This is a genomic window from Oceaniglobus ichthyenteri (genome assembly GCF_003057885.1).
GTDB lineage: Bacteria > Pseudomonadota > Alphaproteobacteria > Rhodobacterales > Rhodobacteraceae > Oceaniglobus > Oceaniglobus ichthyenteri.
This window is the reverse complement of the sequence record NZ_QAGK01000002.1, coordinates 249,859-269,269: the sequence shown is the minus strand read 5'-3', so window position 1 is coordinate 269,269 and position 19,411 is coordinate 249,859. Positions and strand designations below refer to the sequence as shown.

Sequence of the window (19,411 nt, the reverse complement as noted above, 5' to 3'; positions counted from 1 at the left end):
GGGCTACCTTAAGCCCCGCTTAAGGTCGGGGCGCGAAAGAGGCCACCATGAGCAGAATTTCAAACCACATCCGCCGCGCCGCGCGATCCATCGCCACAGCATTGTCTGTGCTGTTTATCGTCACCACAGCGTTGCCCGCAACCGCACAGCTTCTGAGCCTGAGCAATACCGCGCCGTTGCCTGCCGACGAGGCATTTCAGATCACCGTTGCCGATCAGGACGACGGCACGCGGATACTGTCATGGGACATTGCCAAAGGGTATTATTTGTACCGCGATTATCTGGCGGCGCAGACCGAAAGCGGGGTCAGCGTGGCGTTGGACACGGATCCCGGTATCGAAATGGATGATCCGACCTTTGGATCGGTCGAAGTATATTTCGACACCGCACAGGCGGTGATGGGGCCTGCCGATGGGCCGGTGACCGTGACATGGCAGGGCTGTCAGGACGGCGGCATTTGCTATCCTCCGGTGCAACAGACCTTTGCCGCGCTTGATGGGGGTGCCCCGGTTGCCGCTGTCGCGCCCCCGGCTGATGGCATCGTTCTGGCGCAGGAACAGGGGATGATCGACACGCTCCGCACACGCGGCGGCACGGTTTTGGTTCTGGCGGGATTTCTGGGCTTTGGGTTGTTGCTGGCGTTTACGCCCTGTGTGTTTCCGATGTTTCCGATCCTCGCCGGAGTGTTAAGCGGGCAGGGCGATACCCTGACCGCGCGGCGCGGTGCGGCGTTGTCGGGTGTTTATGTCTTGGCGATGGCGTCGGCCTTTGGCCTGCTTGGGGTTGCGGCGGCGTGGTCGGGGCAAAACCTTCAGGTGGCGCTGCAATCCCCTGCGGCGATCTATGCCGTGGCGGCGATTTTTGTGGCACTGGCGCTGTCTATGTTCGGGCTGTACGAACTGCAACTGCCCCAGGCCTGGACACGCCGCCTGTCATCGGCCGGGGCGGGGCGGCGCGGTACGTTTGGCGGTGCGGCAACCCTGGGGTTCACATCGGCGCTGATTGTCGGCCCCTGTGTCACGGCACCGCTGGCGGGCGCGCTGCTTTATATTGCCGGAACGGGCGATGTGTGGCTGGGGGCCGGGGCACTTTTCGCTTTGGGGCTGGGTCAGGGAATTCCGCTGATGATTGCCGGAACCCTGGGCGCACGGGTGTTGCCGCGTGCGGGCGCATGGATGGACGGGGTGAAGCGGGTCTTTGGTTTCGTCTTTCTGGGCATGGCGATCTGGCTGATCGGGCGGTTGATTGCCGGCCCTGTTATCCTCGCGCTTTGGGCGGCGTTGCTGGTGGGGGCCGGTATTTTCGCGGGTGCGATGGATCTATTGCCAGCCGATGCTGGACCGGTACGGCGGGGCGTGAAAACGGGTGGCGTTTTGTCGTTGATCGCAGGCGCGATCATGGCCGTTGGTGCGGCATTGGGCGGCAGTGATCCAACCCGCCCCCTGGCGATGCTGCAAAGCGTGGCAGAGCCAGCGGGCAGCGTGACCTTCAGCACCGTCACCAGCGCCAGCGCGCTTGACGCCGCGATATCGGCACAGCCCGATCAGCCCGCGATGATCTATGTTACCGCCGATTGGTGCGTCACCTGCCGGGTGATCGAACGCAAGGTTTGGCCCGATGCGGGCGTGCAGGCGGCCCTGTCTGGGGTGAATGTGATTGCCGCCGATGTGTCGGATTTCGGTGCACAGGGGCAAGAGATGTTGAACCGCCTCGGCGCGGTCGGGCCGCCCACCATGGTGTTCCTGAACCGTGACAAATCCGAGGCACCGGGCACCCGCATTATCGGCGATACCGGGCCGGGCGCGGTGCAGAAATCGGCGCAGGTGTTGCAATGAATGCCATCGCCATCGGACCGTTTGTTTTTTCCAATGACCGCTTTGTCGCGATCCTTACGGTTTTGACCTTTTTCATCGTGGCAGAGATCGTGGCACGGCGTCGGCCCGATTACCGCGCGGTAATTCACAACTGGACCGCTGGCGCGCTGGTGATCTGGATCATCACCGCGCGCCTTGGCTTTGTCATTGCCAATTGGGAAGGGTTCGCCCCCGCGCCCTTGACCGTTCTGGCCATCTGGCAGGGTGGATTTAACGCGACCGCCGGCGCGGTCGGGTTGGGCGCAACCGTTCTGGCGGCATTTTTCACGCGGCCCAAAATTATCGGCCCCCTTGCCATCAGCATTCTGGGCGGGGCGCTGGCCTTTGGCGTTGCCACGTATTTTTTGCCCGATCAGGCAAAAGGCCGGATCCCGGTGGCGATCTTTACGGACATGTCGGGTGTTCCGGTGAACCTGGCCGCGCGCGATGGGCAACCTTTGGTGTTGAACCTGTGGGCCACCTGGTGCCCGCCGTGCCGACGCGAAATGCCGATGATGGTCGATCTGGCGCAATCGCAAGCCGGGGTCGATATCATCTTTGCCAATCAGGGCGAGCCGGAAAGAAACATCGAACGCTATCTTGATCTGACCGGCCTGACAGCGGCGGGGATGGTGCGTGACCCCACCCGCGCCCTGATGCAGGAATTTGGCCTGTTGGGTTTGCCAAGCACGCTGTTTTTCACCGCCGATGGCACGCTGCAATCGGTTCACACCGGTGAGATTTCGCGCGCCGCCCTTTTGGCCGCGATCAACGATCTCAAGCGCGACAGCGGCGCAGAGTGACGCAAGCGCCCGCTATCAAACATATTTTCGAACACGAAGGAGAGCCGTCATGAAACAGACAACACGCAGAAATCTATTGCTGGGGGCCGTTGCCACGACGGGGGCCGCGGGAATTATCGGCGTTGCCCGCTTTCCGGGGGCAACGCAGGCAAAGGCGCAGGAATTGACGGTTGAGGATGTGCTGTTTGATCCGGTCAATCCGGTGCTGGGCAACCCCGATGGCGATCTGACCATTGTTGAATTCTTTGATTATCAATGCCCCTATTGCAAGGCGAACCACCCGGATCTGATGGATGTCACCGGCGCAGATGGAAACATTCGTCTGGTGATGAAAGACTGGCCGATCTTCGGGGCACCATCGGTACGGGCCAGCCAACTGGCGCTGGGGGCGGTGGATGTTGGGGCGTATGAAACGGTGCTTGCCGCGCTGATGGCCACCAAAGGCCGCCTGTCCGAGGCCGACATCACGGCGACATTGGAAACCGCCGGACTTGACCTGGGCGAATTGGATGGCGCGTACCGGGCGAACCGGGGCCAATGGGATGGGCTGATGGCGCGCAATGACTTTCAGGCGGCACAGCTTGGATTGCGCGGCACTCCTGCCTACATCATTGGCACAACCATTTATCCGGGCACCATGAACCGCGCCGAGCTGAAAGAAGCAATCGCGAACGCCCGCGCGTAACCCAATTTCATTCACTGATTATCAGGAGAGTATTATGTTGACCCGTCGCTCATTTGTGGCTTTGGCCGGGGCGGGCGGCCTTGCCGCTTGCGTTCGCCCCCCTGCCGAACCGGTGACACGCGCCGTGGTGGCACCGCCCGCCCCGACCTATCCGCCGGTGCCGGATTTTTACGCCGCCATCACCACCGAGCCTTTTCCGATTCCGGCCATTCCCGATGGCGCCCTTGCCCCGCACCTGTGGCGGCAAGAGGTGGAAAACCCGTTTCCGACGCGCGCCCGTGGCACCATCGTGATTGATCCCGATGCCGCACTTCTTCACTTTGTCGAAAGCCCGCAAAAGGCGATGCGTTATGGCGTCAGCGTCGGCGCGGCCGGATTTGCGTGGGAAGGCGCGGCGCGGCTTCAGTTTTGCCGCGAATGGCCGGTCTGGAAAGTGCCCGCAGCGATGATCAAGCGTCAGCCGGAACTGGCCCCCTATTCGGTGGCAAATGGCGGCATGCAACCGGGCCCGGGCAATCCGATGGGCGCGCGGGCGCTGTATCTGTTCAAGGATGGCAAAGACACGCTGTATCGTGTTCACGGCAGTGCGTCGCCACAGGAATTGGGCAAGGCGGTGTCGTCGGGCTGTATCCGGATGCTGAATCAGGATGTGATTGATCTGCATCAGCGGGCGGTGCACGGCGCATCGGTGATCGTGCTGCCGTCGATGAAACAGGGCGGTACGGATCTGATTTACTGAACCTTTGATCCCCCACCGCCCCATAAATCAATCAGGGGCGCAGGTAAGAATATCCCTGTTCCTGCAATTCCATCAGGCGCACCGCGCCTGATGGCACAACCGTGGCTTCGTCGATCAGGGTAATATCGGTCTGGGTGGTTTGTTGCATGGCCTGTACGGTGTTGAGACAGGCGGAAAAGCTGATATTGTCCAGTTCCAGATCCATCATCGCGATGCGGTCTTTCACCGGCGATGTATCCGCGCGCAACATGTGCAGACCGGGGCCATAGGTGACGATTTCAATCGCAACTTCCTGACCCAGATCAGCATAGTGTTTCGCAATGTTCTGCGCGTTGTTCAACGCCATGTTCATGGTCGAAAGTTTTTCTTCGTCTACATGTATTGCCACCTTGTGCATCGGTTCGGCAAACGCCGGGGACAAGGTGATCGCGCCAAGTGTAAGCGCGGCAAGAGTGGTGCGGATATAGGCCATGGTAATCTCCTCCTTCTGGTTACTGGTTATCATATTCGCGGATTGTGATATGTTCGGCAAGGAAATACCCGAATGCCGTCAATTGCGCGCGCAGGATTCCGGGTCTGGCGCTAAAATATTGTAAGAAAACGAAAAACCTGATAGGGATATGTAAAGTTTCAACCGTGGTGATTGCGTGCGCGCCGGGGTCAGAGGCCGATACAGGAACCATCACGGGCCGCCCGGATTATATCAAACGTACGCTGAAAAACATCGGGCGGGCAGGCGGCGTGTCATTTTATATCGTATCCGGTCAGGATGGACCGGAATGCATGAGGGCAAAAAGGAAGATCCAGAATGATTGACAAGGTAGACGTGGCAATTGTGGGTGCTGGCACTGCGGGGCTGGCCGCGCTGCGCGAGGTGCGTCAGAAAACCGATGATTTTGTGATCATCAACAAGGCCCCCTATGGCACGACCTGCGCGCGTGTCGGATGCATGCCCTCAAAAACGCTGATTGCGGCGGCGAATGCGTTTCATCAGCGCACCTTGCTGGATACGTTCGGCATTCGCGGAGCCGCGCATCTGACGGCTGATATTCCCGCCGTGCTGGACCGTGTGCGCGCGTTGCGCGATCATTTTGTTGCTGGTGTTCTGGACGCGACCGAAGGTCTGGGCGCGCGCAACATCGAAGGGCAGGCGCGTCTTGATGGGCCAAACCGTCTGATTGTTGACGGGCACACGATTGAGGCGCGCCAGATCATTCTGGCACCCGGGTCCAGCCCGATTGTGCCCAAACCGTGGAAAGAGCTGGGCGACCGGATCATCACCACCGACACCTTGTTTGAACAAACAGACCTGCCGGCACGGATCGGGGTCATCGGGCTGGGCGCAATCGGCGTGGAGATGGCACAGGCCATGGCGCGTCTGGGAATTGAGGTGCACGGATTTGACGGCGCGCCGCAAATGGCCGGTATTTCCGATGAAAAGATCGCCCAGACATTGCACAAGGCATTGGCCCGCGAATTTGCCATTCATCTGGGGGTTGAGGTTGATCTTGCCGCTGCCGATGACGGTGTTGAAATCCGCTGGGGCGATGACCGGGTGGTGGTGGACAAGGTGCTTGTCGCCGTGGGGCGGCGGCAGAATGTGCAGGATCTTGGCCTTGAAACACTGGATGTTGCGCTGGATGACAAGGGCATGCCCAAGGTTGATCCACAGACCATGCGCATTGGCGATACATCTGTTTTGTTGGCCGGAGATGCCAATGGAATCCGCCCGATTCTGCACGAATCTTCGGATGATGGCCACATTGCCGGGATCAACGCGGTCAGCGATGAGACTGTGAAACTGGACCGGCGCACCCCGATGAGCGTCACGTTCTGCGCGCCCGAGGTTGCATCGGTTGGTAAACGTGCCAGTGAGCTAAACCTTGAAACCTGTCTGGTGGGCGCTGTTGATTTCAGCACGCAAGGGCGCGCGCGGGTCATGCAGGAAAACCATGGAATGTTGCGCATCTATGCCGAGCGCGATGGTGGCCGCATTCTGGGCGCTGAAATGGCAGCGCCCGCAGCGGAACACTTTGCCCAGTTGTTGGCGCTGGCAATAAGTCAGAGCCTGAGCGTGCATGATTTGCTGGCGATGCCGTTCTATCACCCGACACTGGAGGAGGGGCTGCGCTCGGCCCTGCGCGCCATCGCGCGTGAATTGCCTCCCTGCAGCATATCTGATCTGGCCCGGTGCGGATCTTTGAAGGTTGAGGCGTTGGAATAATCCGATTTGATGGCAAAAGGCGCGGGTGCGTTTGCGTGCCGCCCCGCACTGTTTAAGTTGACGTAACGGCATATGCAGGCGTAGCCTGTGAGCGACGGTTTGAAAGACGCGGCATCCCTTTGTCCAATCCCCGGAGCGCCCATGCCAATTCCATCACTTCGCCACGCGGTTATTGCCGCCGCTCTTTGTCTGGCACCCTCGGGTGCGTGGGCGCAACAGGTGTTTGGCACCATCGACGCAGATATCGACGGGGTTGCGCGCACCTGGTTTCTGACCGCACAGGATGGGGAAAGCCAATCCTTTGGTCTGTCCATGGCGGTTGCGAATTTGCAATCCTTCACCCTGTGGGGAATGCCCGGCGCAGACGATATTCAAACGGTCGATGGGGCGCTGTTGCTCAGCTTTGATGTCATGTCCATGGGTACACAAATGATCCCCCTGAACGTGTCACTGACTTATCTTGAATCGGGCTGGGCCGCGGGCTGGATGGCGGATGAGGCTGAACAGATCGAATTTTCCCTGACCGAACTGGCGCCCCGCGACGATGGCGTTCTGGTTGAGGGCCGGTTTGCCGCCGAAACCAATTACAAGAAACCGTTATCCTCGGGGGAAAGTGACCCATCCCAAACTTTGCAGATCACCGGCAGTTTTACCGCAACGCTGCCGCAATTTTTGATCAAGGTGCAATGACAGAAAAATACCGATTGCAGGCCGCGTTTTACCCCAGAATACGTTTGATCAAGGCAACCAGGCGGTTCACCTTGGGGGTATAGGGCGGAAAAATCAGCGGCAGCGCCGAAAAATGGTTGGACAGGATTGCGCGTTCATGGCTGAAGGCGCGAAATCCGTAATGGCCATGGGCCATGCCGATGCCCGACGTGTTTACCCCGCCAAACGGCAGATTGGGATGAACAAATTGCGCCACCGTCAGATTGACACCCACACCGCCCGAACTGATGGCGGCGATGATCCGGTCAACCTGTGACCGCTGTTTGCTGAAAATATACAGCGCCAGGGGTTTGGGCCGTCCGTTGATGCGATCAATCACCGTATCCAGATTGTCATAGGTCATGATCGGCAGGATCGGGCCAAAGATTTCTTCGTGGTCGATTTCCATCTCGGGGGTGATGGATTCAATTAATGTTGGGCCCATCTCGCGGTCTTTTTGGCCGCCTTCCAAAAGAACGCGCGCGCCTTTGGCCACGGCATCGCGCAGCAGCCCCGCCAAACGCGTGGCATGATCGGCGTTGACGATGCGGGCCAAATGCGGGCTGGTTGGGCCGGTGCCATACGACCCGGCGATCCTGTCGCGCAGGGCGGTTAAAAAATCGTTCTTTACCGCGTGATGAACAAACACATGATCGGGCGCGATGCAGGTTTGCCCCGCATTGGCGAATTTGCCAAAGGCAATCCAACGCGCCGCTGCGTTCAGATCGGCATCGGGGCCGATGATGGTGGGGGATTTTCCGCCCAACTCCAACGTCACCGATGCCAGCGTTTTCGCGGCCGCCCCCATCACGATCTTGCCCACCTTGGGGCTGCCGGTGAAAAAGATATGATCGAACGGTTGGGCCAACAATTCGGTCGAAGTGTCAACGGCGCCCTCGATCACGGTAACAAGATCGGGTGGAAATATCTCGCTGATCAGCCGCGCAATGAATGCAGATGTGGCAGGGGCCATTTCCGATGGTTTGATGATTGCGCTGTTGCCCGCCGCCAATGCCGAAACCAGTGGCCCAATCGCCAGGCTGAAGGGATAATTCCACGGCGCGATGATCAGGCAGACGCCGCGCGCCTCGGGCCGGACCCGGGCGGATGTGCCAAGGGTTGCAAGGGTTGGCAAAACGCGTCTGGCGCGCATCCAGCGGCGCAGATGACGCGACGTGTGGCGAATTTCCTGCATCACCGGCACAATCTCGGTCAGGATCACTTCGGCTTCGGGTTTGCCAAAATCCGTGGCCAAGGCCGCGATCAGGGCGGTTTCGTTCTGGCGGATGGCACGGCCAAGGCGCGCAAGGGCGGCGCGCCGTTCGGCAAGGCCAAAGCTTTGTCTACGGCTGGCAACGGTATCACGCTGTGCCGAAAAGGCCGCGTCGATGGTTTGTGCGATCTCAGTCATGGTCATGTTTCGCCTGTTTAACGTCGCGCTTTTTGCACCGTCGACCATGGGCGCATGGTTCGCGCCAGCGTGCAAGGGGATCATGCGCGCCCCACTTACCCGACCAACCCGCACAAAGGGGCGATTTACGTTGGAAGCCCGCGGCGAATGTCCATATCATCATCACAGCTCTGATTTTTGGAGGCGGATATGCAGCGAAATCGATTTCTGGGGGAAATCCTGTCACAACTTTTTGACCGCCGGGGCGTGAGGCGGGGGCGGGATGATGCGCGCGATACCCATGAATTGTGCGCGGCGTTACTCTCGGCCGAAGGCGAGGTTGCGGGGCTGCGCCTTTCCACCACGATTCTGGCCCGGTACGGGGCCATGTCCGACGATGAGAAAACCGATTTTTTCCGGTTCCTGAACAACGAACTTGATATCGATGCAACCAAGGTGGCGACCCTGGCGGCAGAGTATGCAGCCACGCCAACCCCAGAGGTATTCAAACACCTGTGCACCGCATCCGAGGCCAGACGACAAGAGCTTTTGCGCCGGTTGAATCAGCCGGTGGGTGCCACGGCCGAACTTGTGGCGATGCGGGTTGATCTGTTGAACCGGTTGAAAGACCACCCCGATCTTGCGCGCACCGATATCGATTTCCTGCATCTGCTGCGCAGTTGGTTCAATCGCGGATTTCTGGTGTTGCGGAAAATAAACTGGGATACGCCGGCCAGCATTCTGGACAAGATTGTCGCCTATGAGGCCGTGCATGAAATCAGCGATTGGGATGATCTGCGGCGCCGGTTGTACCCCGCCGATCGGCGCTGTTTTGCGTTTTTCCACCCCGCGATGCCCGATGAGCCGCTGATTTTTGTCGAAGTCGCCCTGACCGCTGCGATTCCGGGATCGATTGATGCGGTATTGTCCGAGGGGCGCACGCCGCTGGATGCCGATCAGGCAAAGGCGGCCGTGTTCTATTCGATTTCGAACTGCCAAAAGGGCCTGTCGGGGGTCAGCTTTGGCAATCTTCTGATCAAACAGGTGGTGGCCGAACTTTCACGCGAATGCCCACAAATTGCGTCTTATGTCACGCTGTCGCCTATTCCGGGTCTGAACCGGTGGTTGGCCACGCAGATTGACGACCCGGCCCATGGGCAGGCGGCGCAATCGGTTCTGGATGGAACAGCCGAGGCCGAAGATATTCGGGCCATGGCGGCGCGCTATCTGTTGGGTGCAAAACGCGAAGATGGTCTGCCGCTTGATCCGGTGGCGCGGTTTCATCTGGGCAACGGCGCAGAGGTGCATGAAATTCACGCCAGCGCCGATCTGTCGGACAATGGCATGGCACAATCCAGCGGCGCGATGGTGAATTATCTCTACGACCGTGCCCAAACCGAACGCAACCACGAAAGTTTTGCCGCCACGGCAGCCATCACCGCGGCGCGCGGGGTGCGCGCGCTGTCAACCGCCCCATTTGTGACCAAGACCAAGGAATCCACATCGTGAGCAATACTTTATACGATGCGCTGATCGCGCCCCACGCGACCTCTGAGCAGGTGTTTCTGGAGTGTGACGATGGCACGGTCCTAAGCTATGGAGGGTATGTGCGGCGGGTGGCGCAGATGGCCCATGTGTTGGTCAACGCCGGGGTTGCGCCCGGCGATCGCGTGTTTGTGCAAGCGCCCAAAGTGTCTGATACCATCGCCCTGTATGGCGCGGCAATTCAGGCGGGCGCGGTCTATCTGCCGGTAAACACCGCCTATACCCTGAGCGAACTTTCGTATTTCATTCAAGATGCCCAGCCCCGCGCCATCATCTGCGACCCCAAGGACGAGGCGGCGATGGCGCAGATCTGTGGGCGACAGGGCGTGACGATCCTGACGTTGGGGCCCGATGGCACCGGCAGTCTGGCAACCGCGGCCGACGCGGCAGAGGATACATTCAAGACAGTCGCGCGCGGACCTGATGATTTGGCCGCGCTGCTGTACACGTCGGGCACCACCGGGCGTTCAAAGGGCGCGATGCTGTCGCACAAGAACCTGCTTTCAAACGCCATATCCTTGGCCGATCTGTGGGAAATCACCGATCAGGATCGACTGATCCACGCCTTGCCGATATTTCACACCCACGGTTTGTTTGTTGCCCTGAATACCTGTCTTCTGGTCGGGGCGCGGGTGCGGTTCATGGCGGCATTCAACGGTGATGAAGTTTTGAAAGAGCTGCCAAAATCGACGCTGATGATGGGGGTGCCAACCTTTTACACCCGCCTGCTGGATGATCCGCGCCTCACCCGTGATCTTTGCGCCGAAATGCGGTTGTTTGTGTCGGGTTCGGCGCCGCTTTTGGCCGACACCCATACCGAATTTGCGCGCCGCACAGGCCACCGCATTCTTGAACGTTATGGCATGACCGAAACAAACATGAGCACCTCAAACCCCTATGAGGGCGACCGGGTTGCGGGAACTGTCGGGTATGCCCTGCCGGGGGTCGAGGTTGTGATCACAGATCCAGACACCGGCGCGCCTGTTGCGGCCGGTGACATCGGCATGATCGAAGTGCGCGGTGACAACGTGTTTCAGGGCTATTGGAACATGCCGGAAAAAACCGCCGAAGAATTGCGCGATACCGGTTTTTTCATCACCGGTGATCTGGGGGTTCAATCCGACGATGGCCGGATCAGCATTGTCGGCCGGCAAAAGGATCTGATCATTTCCGGGGGGTACAATATTTACCCCAAAGAAATCGAAGAATTGATCAATAATGTGGACGGCGTGCTGGAAAGCGCGGTTTTTGGCGTGCCACATCCCGATTTCGGCGAAAGCGTGCTGGCGGCGGTGATCCTTGAACAGGGTGCATCCGTTACACCCGATGCAATCGCGGCACAGGTTGAACCCCTGTTGGCGCGGTTCAAACACCCCCGCCGCTATATTCTGTGCGATGCCCTGCCGCGCAACACCATGGGCAAGGTTCAAAAAAACGTCTTGCGCGACACATACAACGGGTCGGGCGCGGCGCCAGAGTAAGCTGCCGCGCCCGACCACCACTCACGCGTTGAGAACCGTGTTCAGCGCGTCAGCAGTGACGCTGACGATTGTGTCGGCCTCTTCCCGGGTCAGGCAGAATGGCGGCGCATAGCCCAGGATATCACCCTGTGGCATGGCGCGGGCGATCACGCCCTGTTTCGCCATTTCTGCCGAAACCGCCGGCCCGATCTTGCGCGCCGGGTCGAAAAACTGCCGACCCGCGCGGTTTTCCACCAATTCAACCGCGCATAACATGCCGGTCCCGCGCACTTCGCCCACGTTGGGGTGGTCGGCGACGGCGGCCTGCATCTGTTGGTTCAGATAGGTACCTACGTTTTTGGCATTTTCGATCAACCCAAGCTCATCAATCAATTTCAGGTTGGCGACCCCCGCCGCCGCGCCAATCGGGTGGGCAGAATATGTCCAGCCGTGGCCGATGGGGCCGTTTTCATCGGTGCCCTGTTCCAGAATCTTCCACATCTTCTCGCCCACGATGGACCCTGACAGCGGCGCATAGGCCGATGTCAGCCCTTTGGCGATGGTGATCAGATCGGGGCGCATCCCGTAATGATCGGACCCGAACATTGATCCAAGGCGGCCAAAACCGGTTACAACCTCATCCGCGACCAACAGGATATCGTGACGATCCAGTACGTTCTGGATCGCGGGCCAATAGCCGGGGGGTGGGGGGACAATGCCGCCCGTGCCCAGAACCGGCTCGCCAATGAAGGCGGCAATCGTGTCGGCGCCTTCGCGTTCGATCAGCGCCTCAAGCTGGGCGACCAGATGATCGGTGAACTGTTCGGGCGTCAGATCTTCGGTTTCGCGGCGATAATAATAGGGCGCGTCGGTATGAATGACATAGGGCAGGGGCAGATCGAACTTGCGGTGAAACCCCTCAAGCCCGGTCAATGAACCGGTCATCAGGCCCGATCCGTGATAGCCACGCCACCGGCTGATGATCTTTTTCTTTTCGGGGCGACCCATGATATTGTTGTAATACCAGATCAGTTTGATGTTGGTTTCATTGGCATCCGAACCGGATTGGCCAAAATAGACCTTGCTCATTCCCTTTGGTGCGCGGTCCAGGATCATTTTCGACAGGGTGATCGATGCCTCGGTCCCGTGACCGACATAGGAATGATAATAGGCCAGTTCATGGGCCTGTTGCGCGATTGCTTCGGCGATTTCGCTGCGCCCGTACCCTGCGTTCACGCAGTAAAGGCCGGCAAAGGCATCAAGTGACTGATTGCCGTCGCGGTCAGTGATATGGCAGCCTTGGGCGGTCTTGATCACGCGGGTGGGGGTTTCACCGCGGGCATGTTGCGCCAGATGGGTTGAGGGATGAAAAAAATTTTCACGGTCCCACTGTTCCAACATATCATTCTTCAGCATCGTCTTACCTTTCTTGCGGCGGGCGCGTTAAACCAACCCTGTCCGCGCGCCATCGTCGGCACAGGGGCGGGTTGTTCTGTTCAGAGGGGTAAAATAGCCATGCAAGGGCGCAGAAACGCCGGATTGCGCGGAAATTAACGGGGCATTCTGCGCCGATCTGCCCGCGGTGGCGGTGAAATCTGCGGTTCAGTCGGCGGCGCCCGGATGCAGGATGGCAAAAGGCGGCGGTGCCGATTTGATCGCCTTGGTCACGACATAGGTGAAATACCGCGCCAGCCCGACGCGCTGCGCCAGCAGATCATCAATAAGGCTTTGATAACTATCGATATCGCGTGTCACCACCTGCAACAGATAATCATATCCACCGCCCAGCGCCCAGCACCCGGTTATTTCATCGTGCCGCTCAATCGCCTGTTCGAACAGCTGGAATGCGGCCGCCTGATGGCTGGCCAGTTCGGCCAGAACGAAGACCGTGACATGGGGCGCCATGCGGCGCAGCGCGACCTCGGCGCGATAGCCCGCAATCAGGCCCGCGGTTTCCATTCGCGCCAACCGGTCACCACAGGCGCTGGCGCCCAGATTGACCTGATCGGCCAAGGCCGATTTTGAAATCCGGCCCTGTGTGGACAGCACCCGCAGGATTGCGATATCGCGTGAATCGAGTTTCAAAAAGCTCATGGGCGAGTGATGGGCAGCGCGCGCAGACTTGTCAATTGTCATGATTATCGCAATGGTGCCAATCATGACAAGTTGGCCACCCGATCCCGGATCGCTCAGGCGTCCTGCCTACCGGTCGCTGGTAAAGGCGATTGAAACCGCGATACAAAACGACGCCCTGAAACCGGGCGACCGCCTGCCGACGCAGCGCAAGCTGGCTTATGATCTGAACCTTAGCGTGCAAACCGTCAGCCGCGCCTATGCCAAACTGACCGAAGCGGGAAAAATCACCGGCGCGGTGGGGCGGGGCACATTCGTGCGGGCATCGCAAGATGATGTAAAGATGCCGTTTGTGACCCGAAAAACATCGCGCGGCCTTTTGGATATGTCGATCCTGAAACCCGTCACCGACCACGCCCACGAAGACGCATTGCAAGAAGTGTTGCACGCCATTGCGCGGTCGGTGCCCCATTCGGTTCTGGGCGGATCGCGGCCCGACCTTGGCATTGGTGCGGCCTCGGCTGCGATCAAACACTGGCTTGGCCTGTGCGGTCTGGATGTGGGCGATGGGCCGGTGATCCCGACCAACGGCAGCACCAGCGCGATGAGTGTTGCGTTGATGGCGGCGGCCCAGCCCGGCGATCTGGTGGTGACCGAAAATATCGGCCATCACACCCTACGCCCCCTGGCGCGGTTTCTGGGCCTGCGGTTGCAGGGCGTCACCGTTGATGACGGCGGCATCTGCCCGCATGCGTTAGAGGATATATGCCGCGATCACGGGGTCAAAGCCCTGTATATCATGCCCACGGGAATGAATCCGCTGGCCTTTACCATGTCCGAGGCGCGGCGTGCGGCGGTGGTGGATATTGCCCGCCGGCACGATATCACCATCATCGAAAATCACGCCTGGGGCCCGCTTCAGGATGCGCCGCCGCCCCCCATTGCCGCGCTTGCCCCCGAACGCACGCTGTTTTTCACCAGCCTGTCGAAATGTCTGATCCCCGGTTTGCGGGTGGGGTATTTGGCAGCACCCGATCATCTGGGCGCGGCGGTGGCCAACCGGCATCTGGTGACAAACTGGATGGCCACGGGCCTGATGACCGAAATTGCAGAACGCTGGATCGCGGATGGCACCGCCGAAAAACTGCTGAACAGACAGCGTTTGGCATTGGGCGATCGGGCGGATTATGCCCGCCGCATTCTTGAGGGGCTGCCGTTTCAAAGCAGTCCGAATGGGTTGCATATCTGGATCGGCTGCGCCGACGTGCAGCAGGAAAAGGCCCTTGTTTCCGCCGCGCGCGAGGGGGGTGTGGCCGTGGCGCCCGCGTCAAGTTTTGCCATTGGCCCACACGGGCTTCATCCCGGGATACGAGTCGCGCTTGGTGGTCAATCCTTCCCGGATTTCGCCCGCGGTCTGCGCATTGTTGCGCAGATTACCCGCCAGATCAGCGGCGTCGAAATCTAATAAAGCACCTAAATGATTGAAAATAAATAAGGTAATTGTAATGGTTCAATTATCGGATTGACATGATTGGCTGCCTTTTCAATGATCCCCCCATCAGCACAATCCGTTTGCGGCGGCCTTTTTGGCCGTGCGCGCCGGGTAAAGCAAAGAAATAGGAAGGAAGAACGATGGCAGTCTACAGCAAGGTTTTGGCAAGCAGCATTCTTGCCGCCGCAACCACAATTGCAGGTGTAAGCGCCGTTCACGCCGACACATGGCGCTATGCCTTCGAAGAGGCAATGGACGAAGTGCAGGGCAAGTTTGCACAGAAATTCAAGGAAGAGGTCGAAGCCAATTCCGACCATGAAATTCAACTGTTCCCCTATGGTACTTTGGGCGAGTCCGCCGATATCATGGAACAGACGCAGGCCGGCATCCTGCAGTTTGTCGACCAGTCACCGGGGTTCACCGGCGCGTTGATCCCCGAAGCACAGGTATTCTTTGTGCCTTATCTGTTGCCGCAGGATGATCAGGAACTGTTCGAGTTTTTCCGCACATCAAAAGCGATCACCGAAATGTTCCCCGAGCTTTATGCAAAGCAGGGCCTGGAATTGCTGACCATGTTCCCCGAGGGCGACGTGGCGATCACAACGCGCGAACCGCTGAAATCACCTGCTGACCTGAACGAAGTCAAGGTGCGCGTCATGACCAACCCGCTGTTGGTTGAAAGCTATAAGGCATTCGGCGCCACGCCAACGCCGCTGCCGTGGGGCGAAGTATACGGCGCGCTGCAGACCGGTATCATTCAGGGACAGGAAAACCCGACGTTTTATATCCTGTCCAACAAACTGTATGAGGTCAGCGATTACATGACCTATATCGGCCACAACAACTTTACCACGGCCGTGATGGCCAATCAGGATTTCTATTCCGGTCTGTCCGAAGAAGATCAGACGATGATCGGCAACGCCATCGACGTGGCGTTTGAATATATCCTCGATTATCAGCAGGGCCAGACCGAAGAAGCCATCAACGGCATCATGGAGGCCAAGCCCGGTTACACCGTCACCACCCTGACCGAGGAAGAGCGCCAGCCGTTCAAGGATGCCGCCGCACAGGTCGAGGCCGCGTTCATTGAAATGACCGGCGACAGCGGCAAATCGCTGCTTGAGCAGTTCAAGGCCGATCTCGACGCCGTCAAGAAGTAAGACCACGCCTTCAGGCCCCCGGCGCACCGTCGCCGGGGGCCTGTCGTTGAACCACTGACGGGAGGATGCCGGTGACGGACAAGAACCACGGCTCGCAACTGCAATCGCAGACCGACACCACCGGCACGGATGACGCGCCTCTCGAAGTCTATGAATCCAGCTTGCCGGGTATTCTCGGCACGCTTGATACATGGATCAGCAAAATTGAATCCGCGATGCTGGCGATTGGCGTGTTGCTGATGGCCGCCAATACCAGTGCCAATGTCATCGGGCGGTTTGTTTTTCAAAGTTCGCTGTTCTTTTCCGAAGAACTGAACCGCATCCTGATTATCATGATCACCTTTGCCGGTATTTCATATGCCGCGCGCCATGGCCGCCATATCCGCATGTCGGCCATTTTCGATGCCTTGCCCAACAGGGGGCGCAAGATTTTGATGATCGTGATTTCGCTGGTTACGGCGGCGTTCATGCTGGGGCTGGCATGGTATTCGCTGCAATATATCATGACCCAGGCGGGGCGCGGGCGTGTCCTGCCGTCGTTGCAGATTCCCGTATGGCTCACCCTTGTCTGGGTGCCGGTCGGGTTTTTCATGACCGGGGTTCAATATCTTCTGACCGCCGTCAAGAACATGATCGAAAGGGATATATATCTTTCGACCAATGTTCTGGAAGGTTACGACGACAACGAAACGGAGGTCTGAGCCATGGCCATCACGATATTCTCGACCATGATCGTTCTGCTGCTTTTAGGCTTTCCGATGATGATTCCGCTGATCGTCGGGGCCTTTGTGGGGTTCTATTCGCTGTTCAACGGGTTTGGACAGCTTGAAACCATGGTGCAACAGATGATGGCGGGCATCCGGCCTGCATCCCTTATCGCGGTGCCGATGTTCATTTTTGCCGCCGATATCATGACCCGGGGTCAGTCGGCGGGGCGGTTGATTGACATGGTCATGTCGTTTGTCGGCCATCTCAAGGGCGGGCTGGCGGTGTCAACTGCGGCGGCCTGCACGATGTTTGGCGCGGTGTCGGGATCGACGCAGGCGACAGTGGTTGCCATCGGATCACCGATGCGGCCCCGGATGTTGAAAGCGGGATACAAGGACAGTTTCGTTCTGGCGCTGATCGTCAACTCATCCGACATCGCGTTTCTTATTCCGCCCTCGATCGGCATGATCATTTATGGCGTGGTGTCCAACACCTCGATTGCCGAACTGTTCATTGCCGGGATCGGACCGGGGCTTTTGATCCTTTTATTGTTTTCGATCTATTCCGTGATCTATGCGATCCGCAACAATGTTCCGACCGAGGAAAAAACCACCTGGGGCCAGCGCGTGCGCGCGGTGCAACAGGCGCTTTGGCCGCTGGGCTTTCCGGCGATCATCATCGGCGGCATCTATGGTGGCATCTTTTCCCCGACCGAAGCGGCGGCCGCCTGTGTTCTTTATGCGATCTTTCTGGAGTTGATCGTGTTCCGCTCCCTTGATTTGCGGGGATTGTATGAAACGGCGAAATCGACCGGATTGATCACGGCAGTGGTGTTCATTCTGGTTGCGGCGGGTGCTGCGTTTTCCTGGGTGATTTCATTCGCGCAGATCCCACAGGCCATCCTTAGCGGGATCGGGATTGATCAGATGGGGTCAATCGGGGTGCTGTTCGTGATCTCGATTGCGTTCTTTATCGGCTGCATGTTTGTGGATCCGATCGTGGTGATCCTGGTTCTGGTGCCGATCTTTGCGCCGGTGGTGAAATCTGTCGGGCTTGACCCGGTTTTGGTGGGCACGGTGATCACGTTGCAGGTGGCCATCGGATCGGCCACGCCGCCGTTTGGCTGTGACATCTTTACCGCCATTGCGGTGTTCAAACGCCCCTATATCGAAGTCATCCGTGGCACGCCGCCCTTCATTCTGATGCTGCTCAGCGTGTCTGTTGCGCTGATCTTCTTTCCGCAGATCGCCCTGTTCCTGCGTGATCTGGCATTCGCAAAATAACCCATTAAGGAGCCTTGCATGTTCACCCATATCCTTGCGCCCTATGATGGATCAAAGAACGCGGACCGGGCGTTGGAGAAGGCCGCAGAAATGGCAAAACTGACCGGTGCCAGAGTTACGGTGTTGACGGTCTTTCGCCATCATTCGATGCTTGAGGCGTCGCTTTCGATGGTGCGGGTCAGTGATCCGGGGCGGATTGATGATGCCATGCGCGAACATGCCGCCGGGATTGTGACCCATGCGAAAAACATGTTGATTGAGGCGGGCGTCGAAGATGTGCGCGGCTTTGTCCGGTCGGGCCGTCCGGCCCGGGCAATCAACGAATTTGCCGCCAGACATGGTGTCGATCTGATCATTGTCGGCAGTCGCGGTTTGGGCGCATCGGGCGACGGGTATCTGTTGGGCAGTGTATCGCACAAGGTGACCGGGCTGTCGAAATGCCCGGTTCTTGTGGTCTAGGGGGCAATTGCATGGCCGCCGCCCCGCAAACGCATATCGTCAAAAGCAGTTTGCGGAAGCTTTCGGAAAGCCCGCCGCGCCTGGGCGCGATCCTTCTGTCCACCGATCTTGTGTTCGAGGCAGACGCCGCACGCCTGCTTGACCCTGAACAGGCGGTTTTGCACGTGGCGCGGATCGGGTTTGAAAACCCCACCACCCCGGCAACCTTGCGCGCCATGGCCCCCGATCTGGCCCGCACTGCCGGATTGCTTGTGCCGGGGGCCGATCTGGCGGCGGTGGCCTTTGCCTGCACCTCGGCATCGGTCACCATCGGCAATGGGGCGGTTGCCGATGCCATTCACGTCGGCCTGCCGGGTGTTCCGATTTTCACACCGTCCTATGCCGCCATGGCCGGGTTCGCCGCCCTTGGGGTGACGCGGGTTGCCTTGCTGACCCCGTATTTGCCTGAAACCACCGAACCGATGGTTGAATACTTTGAAAACCAGGGGTTGGACGTGGTCAACAGCGCCTGTTTCGCGCTGGAGGATGACCGCGATATGGCCCGGATTGATGACGACAGCATGATCAACGCCGCCTGCGCGCTGGACACCCCCGAGGTTGAGGCGGTGTTCCTGTCTTGCACGGCGATGCGCGGCGTCGATGTGATTGACCGGATCGAGGCGCGGCTGGGCAAGCCCGTGGTCACATCCAATCAGGCGCTCTGCTGGGCGCTTGGCCGGATCGCCGGGGGGCGCGGCCGCCCCGAACAATACGGGCGGTTGCGCACCCTTGCCCTGCCTGCGGCCTTTGCCAACGGCATCGGCGGGTGACGCGCAACAGAATTTCACAG

18 protein-coding genes are annotated in these 19,411 nt (G+C 59.1%); 14 read left to right on the top strand and 4 right to left on the bottom strand.

The features are described from left to right. Positions 1–47 precede the first annotated feature (47 nt). Genes dsbD through C8265_RS04305 form a run of 4 tightly spaced genes read left to right on the top strand, consistent with a single transcriptional unit; the run spans position 48 to position 4,080 of the window. A complete protein-coding gene (gene dsbD, locus C8265_RS04320) occupies positions 48–1,835 on the top strand; it encodes a protein-disulfide reductase DsbD (RefSeq protein ID WP_108482751.1) in 1,788 nt (595 codons plus the stop codon). Beyond that, positions 1,832–2,656 carry a TlpA disulfide reductase family protein gene (locus tag C8265_RS04315; RefSeq protein WP_108482750.1) on the top strand — a complete coding sequence of 275 codons (825 nt, stop codon included), beginning with the start codon at positions 1,832–1,834 and terminating at the stop codon, positions 2,654–2,656. Before dsbD ends, C8265_RS04315 begins: the two co-directional genes overlap by 4 nt. Before the next feature lie 49 nt (positions 2,657–2,705). Further along, positions 2,706–3,341: a DsbA family protein gene (locus C8265_RS04310; RefSeq protein ID WP_108482749.1), complete on the top strand. Its 636-nt coding sequence runs from the start codon at positions 2,706–2,708 to the stop codon at positions 3,339–3,341. Between the two features lie 34 nt (positions 3,342–3,375). Then, positions 3,376–4,080 (top strand): L,D-transpeptidase, encoded by a 705-nt coding sequence (locus C8265_RS04305; RefSeq protein ID WP_108482748.1) that lies wholly within the window; start codon positions 3,376–3,378, stop codon positions 4,078–4,080. A gap of 31 nt (positions 4,081–4,111) precedes the next feature. On the opposite strand, the gene C8265_RS04300 is transcribed toward C8265_RS04305, so the two are convergent. Further along, positions 4,112–4,552 (bottom strand): DsrE family protein, encoded by a 441-nt coding sequence (locus C8265_RS04300; protein WP_108482747.1) that lies wholly within the window; start codon positions 4,550–4,552, stop codon positions 4,112–4,114. Between the two features lie 336 nt (positions 4,553–4,888). Here C8265_RS04300 and C8265_RS04290 point away from each other — a divergent pair, with 336 nt between their 5' ends. Both C8265_RS04290 and C8265_RS04285 read left to right on the top strand, forming a co-directional pair. Next, positions 4,889–6,304 carry a dihydrolipoyl dehydrogenase gene (locus C8265_RS04290; protein ID WP_108482745.1) on the top strand — a complete coding sequence of 472 codons (1,416 nt, stop codon included), beginning with the start codon at positions 4,889–4,891 and terminating at the stop codon, positions 6,302–6,304. Between the two features lie 141 nt (positions 6,305–6,445). Beyond that, positions 6,446–6,994, top strand: coding sequence for a hypothetical protein (locus C8265_RS04285; RefSeq protein ID WP_108482744.1), 549 nt, complete (start codon positions 6,446–6,448; stop codon positions 6,992–6,994). 28 nt (positions 6,995–7,022) lie between these two features. On the opposite strand, the gene C8265_RS04280 is transcribed toward C8265_RS04285, so the two are convergent. After that, positions 7,023–8,429, bottom strand: a complete 1,407-nt coding sequence (locus C8265_RS04280) for an aldehyde dehydrogenase family protein (protein WP_240610974.1) — start codon at positions 8,427–8,429, stop codon at positions 7,023–7,025. Positions 8,430–8,612: 183 nt separating this feature from the next. Here C8265_RS04280 and C8265_RS04275 point away from each other — a divergent pair, with 183 nt between their 5' ends. Next, positions 8,613–9,911 carry a malonyl-CoA decarboxylase gene (locus tag C8265_RS04275; RefSeq protein WP_108482743.1) on the top strand — a complete coding sequence of 433 codons (1,299 nt, stop codon included), beginning with the start codon at positions 8,613–8,615 and terminating at the stop codon, positions 9,909–9,911. Next, the gene (locus C8265_RS04270) at positions 9,908–11,428 is read left to right on the top strand and encodes a malonate--CoA ligase (RefSeq protein WP_108482742.1); all 1,521 of its coding nucleotides are present in this window, start codon (positions 9,908–9,910) and stop codon (positions 11,426–11,428) included. Before C8265_RS04275 ends, C8265_RS04270 begins: the two co-directional genes overlap by 4 nt. Positions 11,429–11,449: 21 nt before the next feature. On the opposite strand, the gene C8265_RS04265 is transcribed toward C8265_RS04270, so the two are convergent. Together C8265_RS04265 and C8265_RS04260 are read right to left on the bottom strand one after the other, a co-directional pair. Beyond that, the gene (locus C8265_RS04265; RefSeq protein ID WP_108482741.1) at positions 11,450–12,823 is read right to left on the bottom strand and encodes an aspartate aminotransferase family protein; all 1,374 of its coding nucleotides are present in this window, start codon (positions 12,821–12,823) and stop codon (positions 11,450–11,452) included. Between the two features lie 186 nt (positions 12,824–13,009). Continuing rightward, on the bottom strand, positions 13,010–13,492 hold the full coding sequence (locus tag C8265_RS04260) for an Lrp/AsnC family transcriptional regulator (protein ID WP_206050265.1): 483 nt from the start codon (positions 13,490–13,492) through the stop codon (positions 13,010–13,012). A gap of 73 nt (positions 13,493–13,565) precedes the next feature. Here C8265_RS04260 and ehuR point away from each other — a divergent pair, with 73 nt between their 5' ends. The 6 genes from ehuR (at position 13,566) to C8265_RS04230 (ending at position 19,391) form a co-directional block, all read left to right on the top strand. Then, positions 13,566–14,945, top strand: coding sequence for a MocR-like ectoine utilization transcription factor EhuR (ehuR, locus tag C8265_RS04255; protein WP_240610973.1), 1,380 nt, complete (start codon positions 13,566–13,568; stop codon positions 14,943–14,945). Between the two features lie 167 nt (positions 14,946–15,112). Then, positions 15,113–16,132 carry a TRAP transporter substrate-binding protein gene (locus tag C8265_RS04250; RefSeq protein WP_108482738.1) on the top strand — a complete coding sequence of 340 codons (1,020 nt, stop codon included), beginning with the start codon at positions 15,113–15,115 and terminating at the stop codon, positions 16,130–16,132. A 65-nt stretch (positions 16,133–16,197) separates the two neighbouring features. Continuing rightward, a complete protein-coding gene (locus C8265_RS04245; protein ID WP_108482737.1) occupies positions 16,198–16,833 on the top strand; it encodes a TRAP transporter small permease in 636 nt (211 codons plus the stop codon). Between the two features lie 3 nt (positions 16,834–16,836). Then, positions 16,837–18,123 carry a TRAP transporter large permease gene (locus tag C8265_RS04240; RefSeq protein WP_108482736.1) on the top strand — a complete coding sequence of 429 codons (1,287 nt, stop codon included), beginning with the start codon at positions 16,837–16,839 and terminating at the stop codon, positions 18,121–18,123. Between the two features lie 18 nt (positions 18,124–18,141). Then, positions 18,142–18,582, top strand: a complete 441-nt coding sequence (locus tag C8265_RS04235) for a universal stress protein (RefSeq protein WP_108482735.1) — start codon at positions 18,142–18,144, stop codon at positions 18,580–18,582. Between the two features lie 11 nt (positions 18,583–18,593). Then, on the top strand, positions 18,594–19,391 hold the full coding sequence (locus C8265_RS04230; RefSeq protein WP_164512266.1) for an aspartate racemase/maleate isomerase family protein: 798 nt from the start codon (positions 18,594–18,596) through the stop codon (positions 19,389–19,391). Positions 19,392–19,411 lie beyond the last annotated feature (20 nt).

Excerpts from the sequence above, each read along its gene's own strand:
- C8265_RS04280 (WP_240610974.1), bottom strand. The coding sequence starts at position 8,429 with ATGACCATGACTGAGATCGCACAAACCATCGACGCGGCCTTTTCGGCA.
- C8265_RS04300 (WP_108482747.1), bottom strand. The coding sequence starts at position 4,552 with ATGGCCTATATCCGCACCACTCTTGCCGCGCTTACACTTGGCGCGATC.
- C8265_RS04240 (WP_108482736.1), top strand. The coding sequence starts at position 16,837 with ATGGCCATCACGATATTCTCGACCATGATCGTTCTGCTGCTTTTAGGC.
- C8265_RS04245 (WP_108482737.1), top strand. The coding sequence starts at position 16,198 with ATGCCGGTGACGGACAAGAACCACGGCTCGCAACTGCAATCGCAGACC.
- C8265_RS04290 (WP_108482745.1), top strand. The coding sequence starts at position 4,889 with ATGATTGACAAGGTAGACGTGGCAATTGTGGGTGCTGGCACTGCGGGG.
- C8265_RS04235 (WP_108482735.1), top strand. The coding sequence starts at position 18,142 with ATGTTCACCCATATCCTTGCGCCCTATGATGGATCAAAGAACGCGGAC.
- C8265_RS04230 (WP_164512266.1), top strand. The coding sequence starts at position 18,594 with ATGGCCGCCGCCCCGCAAACGCATATCGTCAAAAGCAGTTTGCGGAAG.
- C8265_RS04265 (WP_108482741.1), bottom strand. The coding sequence starts at position 12,823 with ATGCTGAAGAATGATATGTTGGAACAGTGGGACCGTGAAAATTTTTTT.
- ehuR (WP_240610973.1), top strand. The coding sequence starts at position 13,566 with ATGACAAGTTGGCCACCCGATCCCGGATCGCTCAGGCGTCCTGCCTAC.
- C8265_RS04285 (WP_108482744.1), top strand. The coding sequence starts at position 6,446 with ATGCCAATTCCATCACTTCGCCACGCGGTTATTGCCGCCGCTCTTTGT.
- C8265_RS04275 (WP_108482743.1), top strand. The coding sequence starts at position 8,613 with ATGCAGCGAAATCGATTTCTGGGGGAAATCCTGTCACAACTTTTTGAC.
- C8265_RS04315 (WP_108482750.1), top strand. The coding sequence starts at position 1,832 with ATGAATGCCATCGCCATCGGACCGTTTGTTTTTTCCAATGACCGCTTT.
- C8265_RS04305 (WP_108482748.1), top strand. The coding sequence starts at position 3,376 with ATGTTGACCCGTCGCTCATTTGTGGCTTTGGCCGGGGCGGGCGGCCTT.
- C8265_RS04310 (WP_108482749.1), top strand. The coding sequence starts at position 2,706 with ATGAAACAGACAACACGCAGAAATCTATTGCTGGGGGCCGTTGCCACG.
- dsbD (WP_108482751.1), top strand. The coding sequence starts at position 48 with ATGAGCAGAATTTCAAACCACATCCGCCGCGCCGCGCGATCCATCGCC.
- C8265_RS04250 (WP_108482738.1), top strand. The coding sequence starts at position 15,113 with ATGGCAGTCTACAGCAAGGTTTTGGCAAGCAGCATTCTTGCCGCCGCA.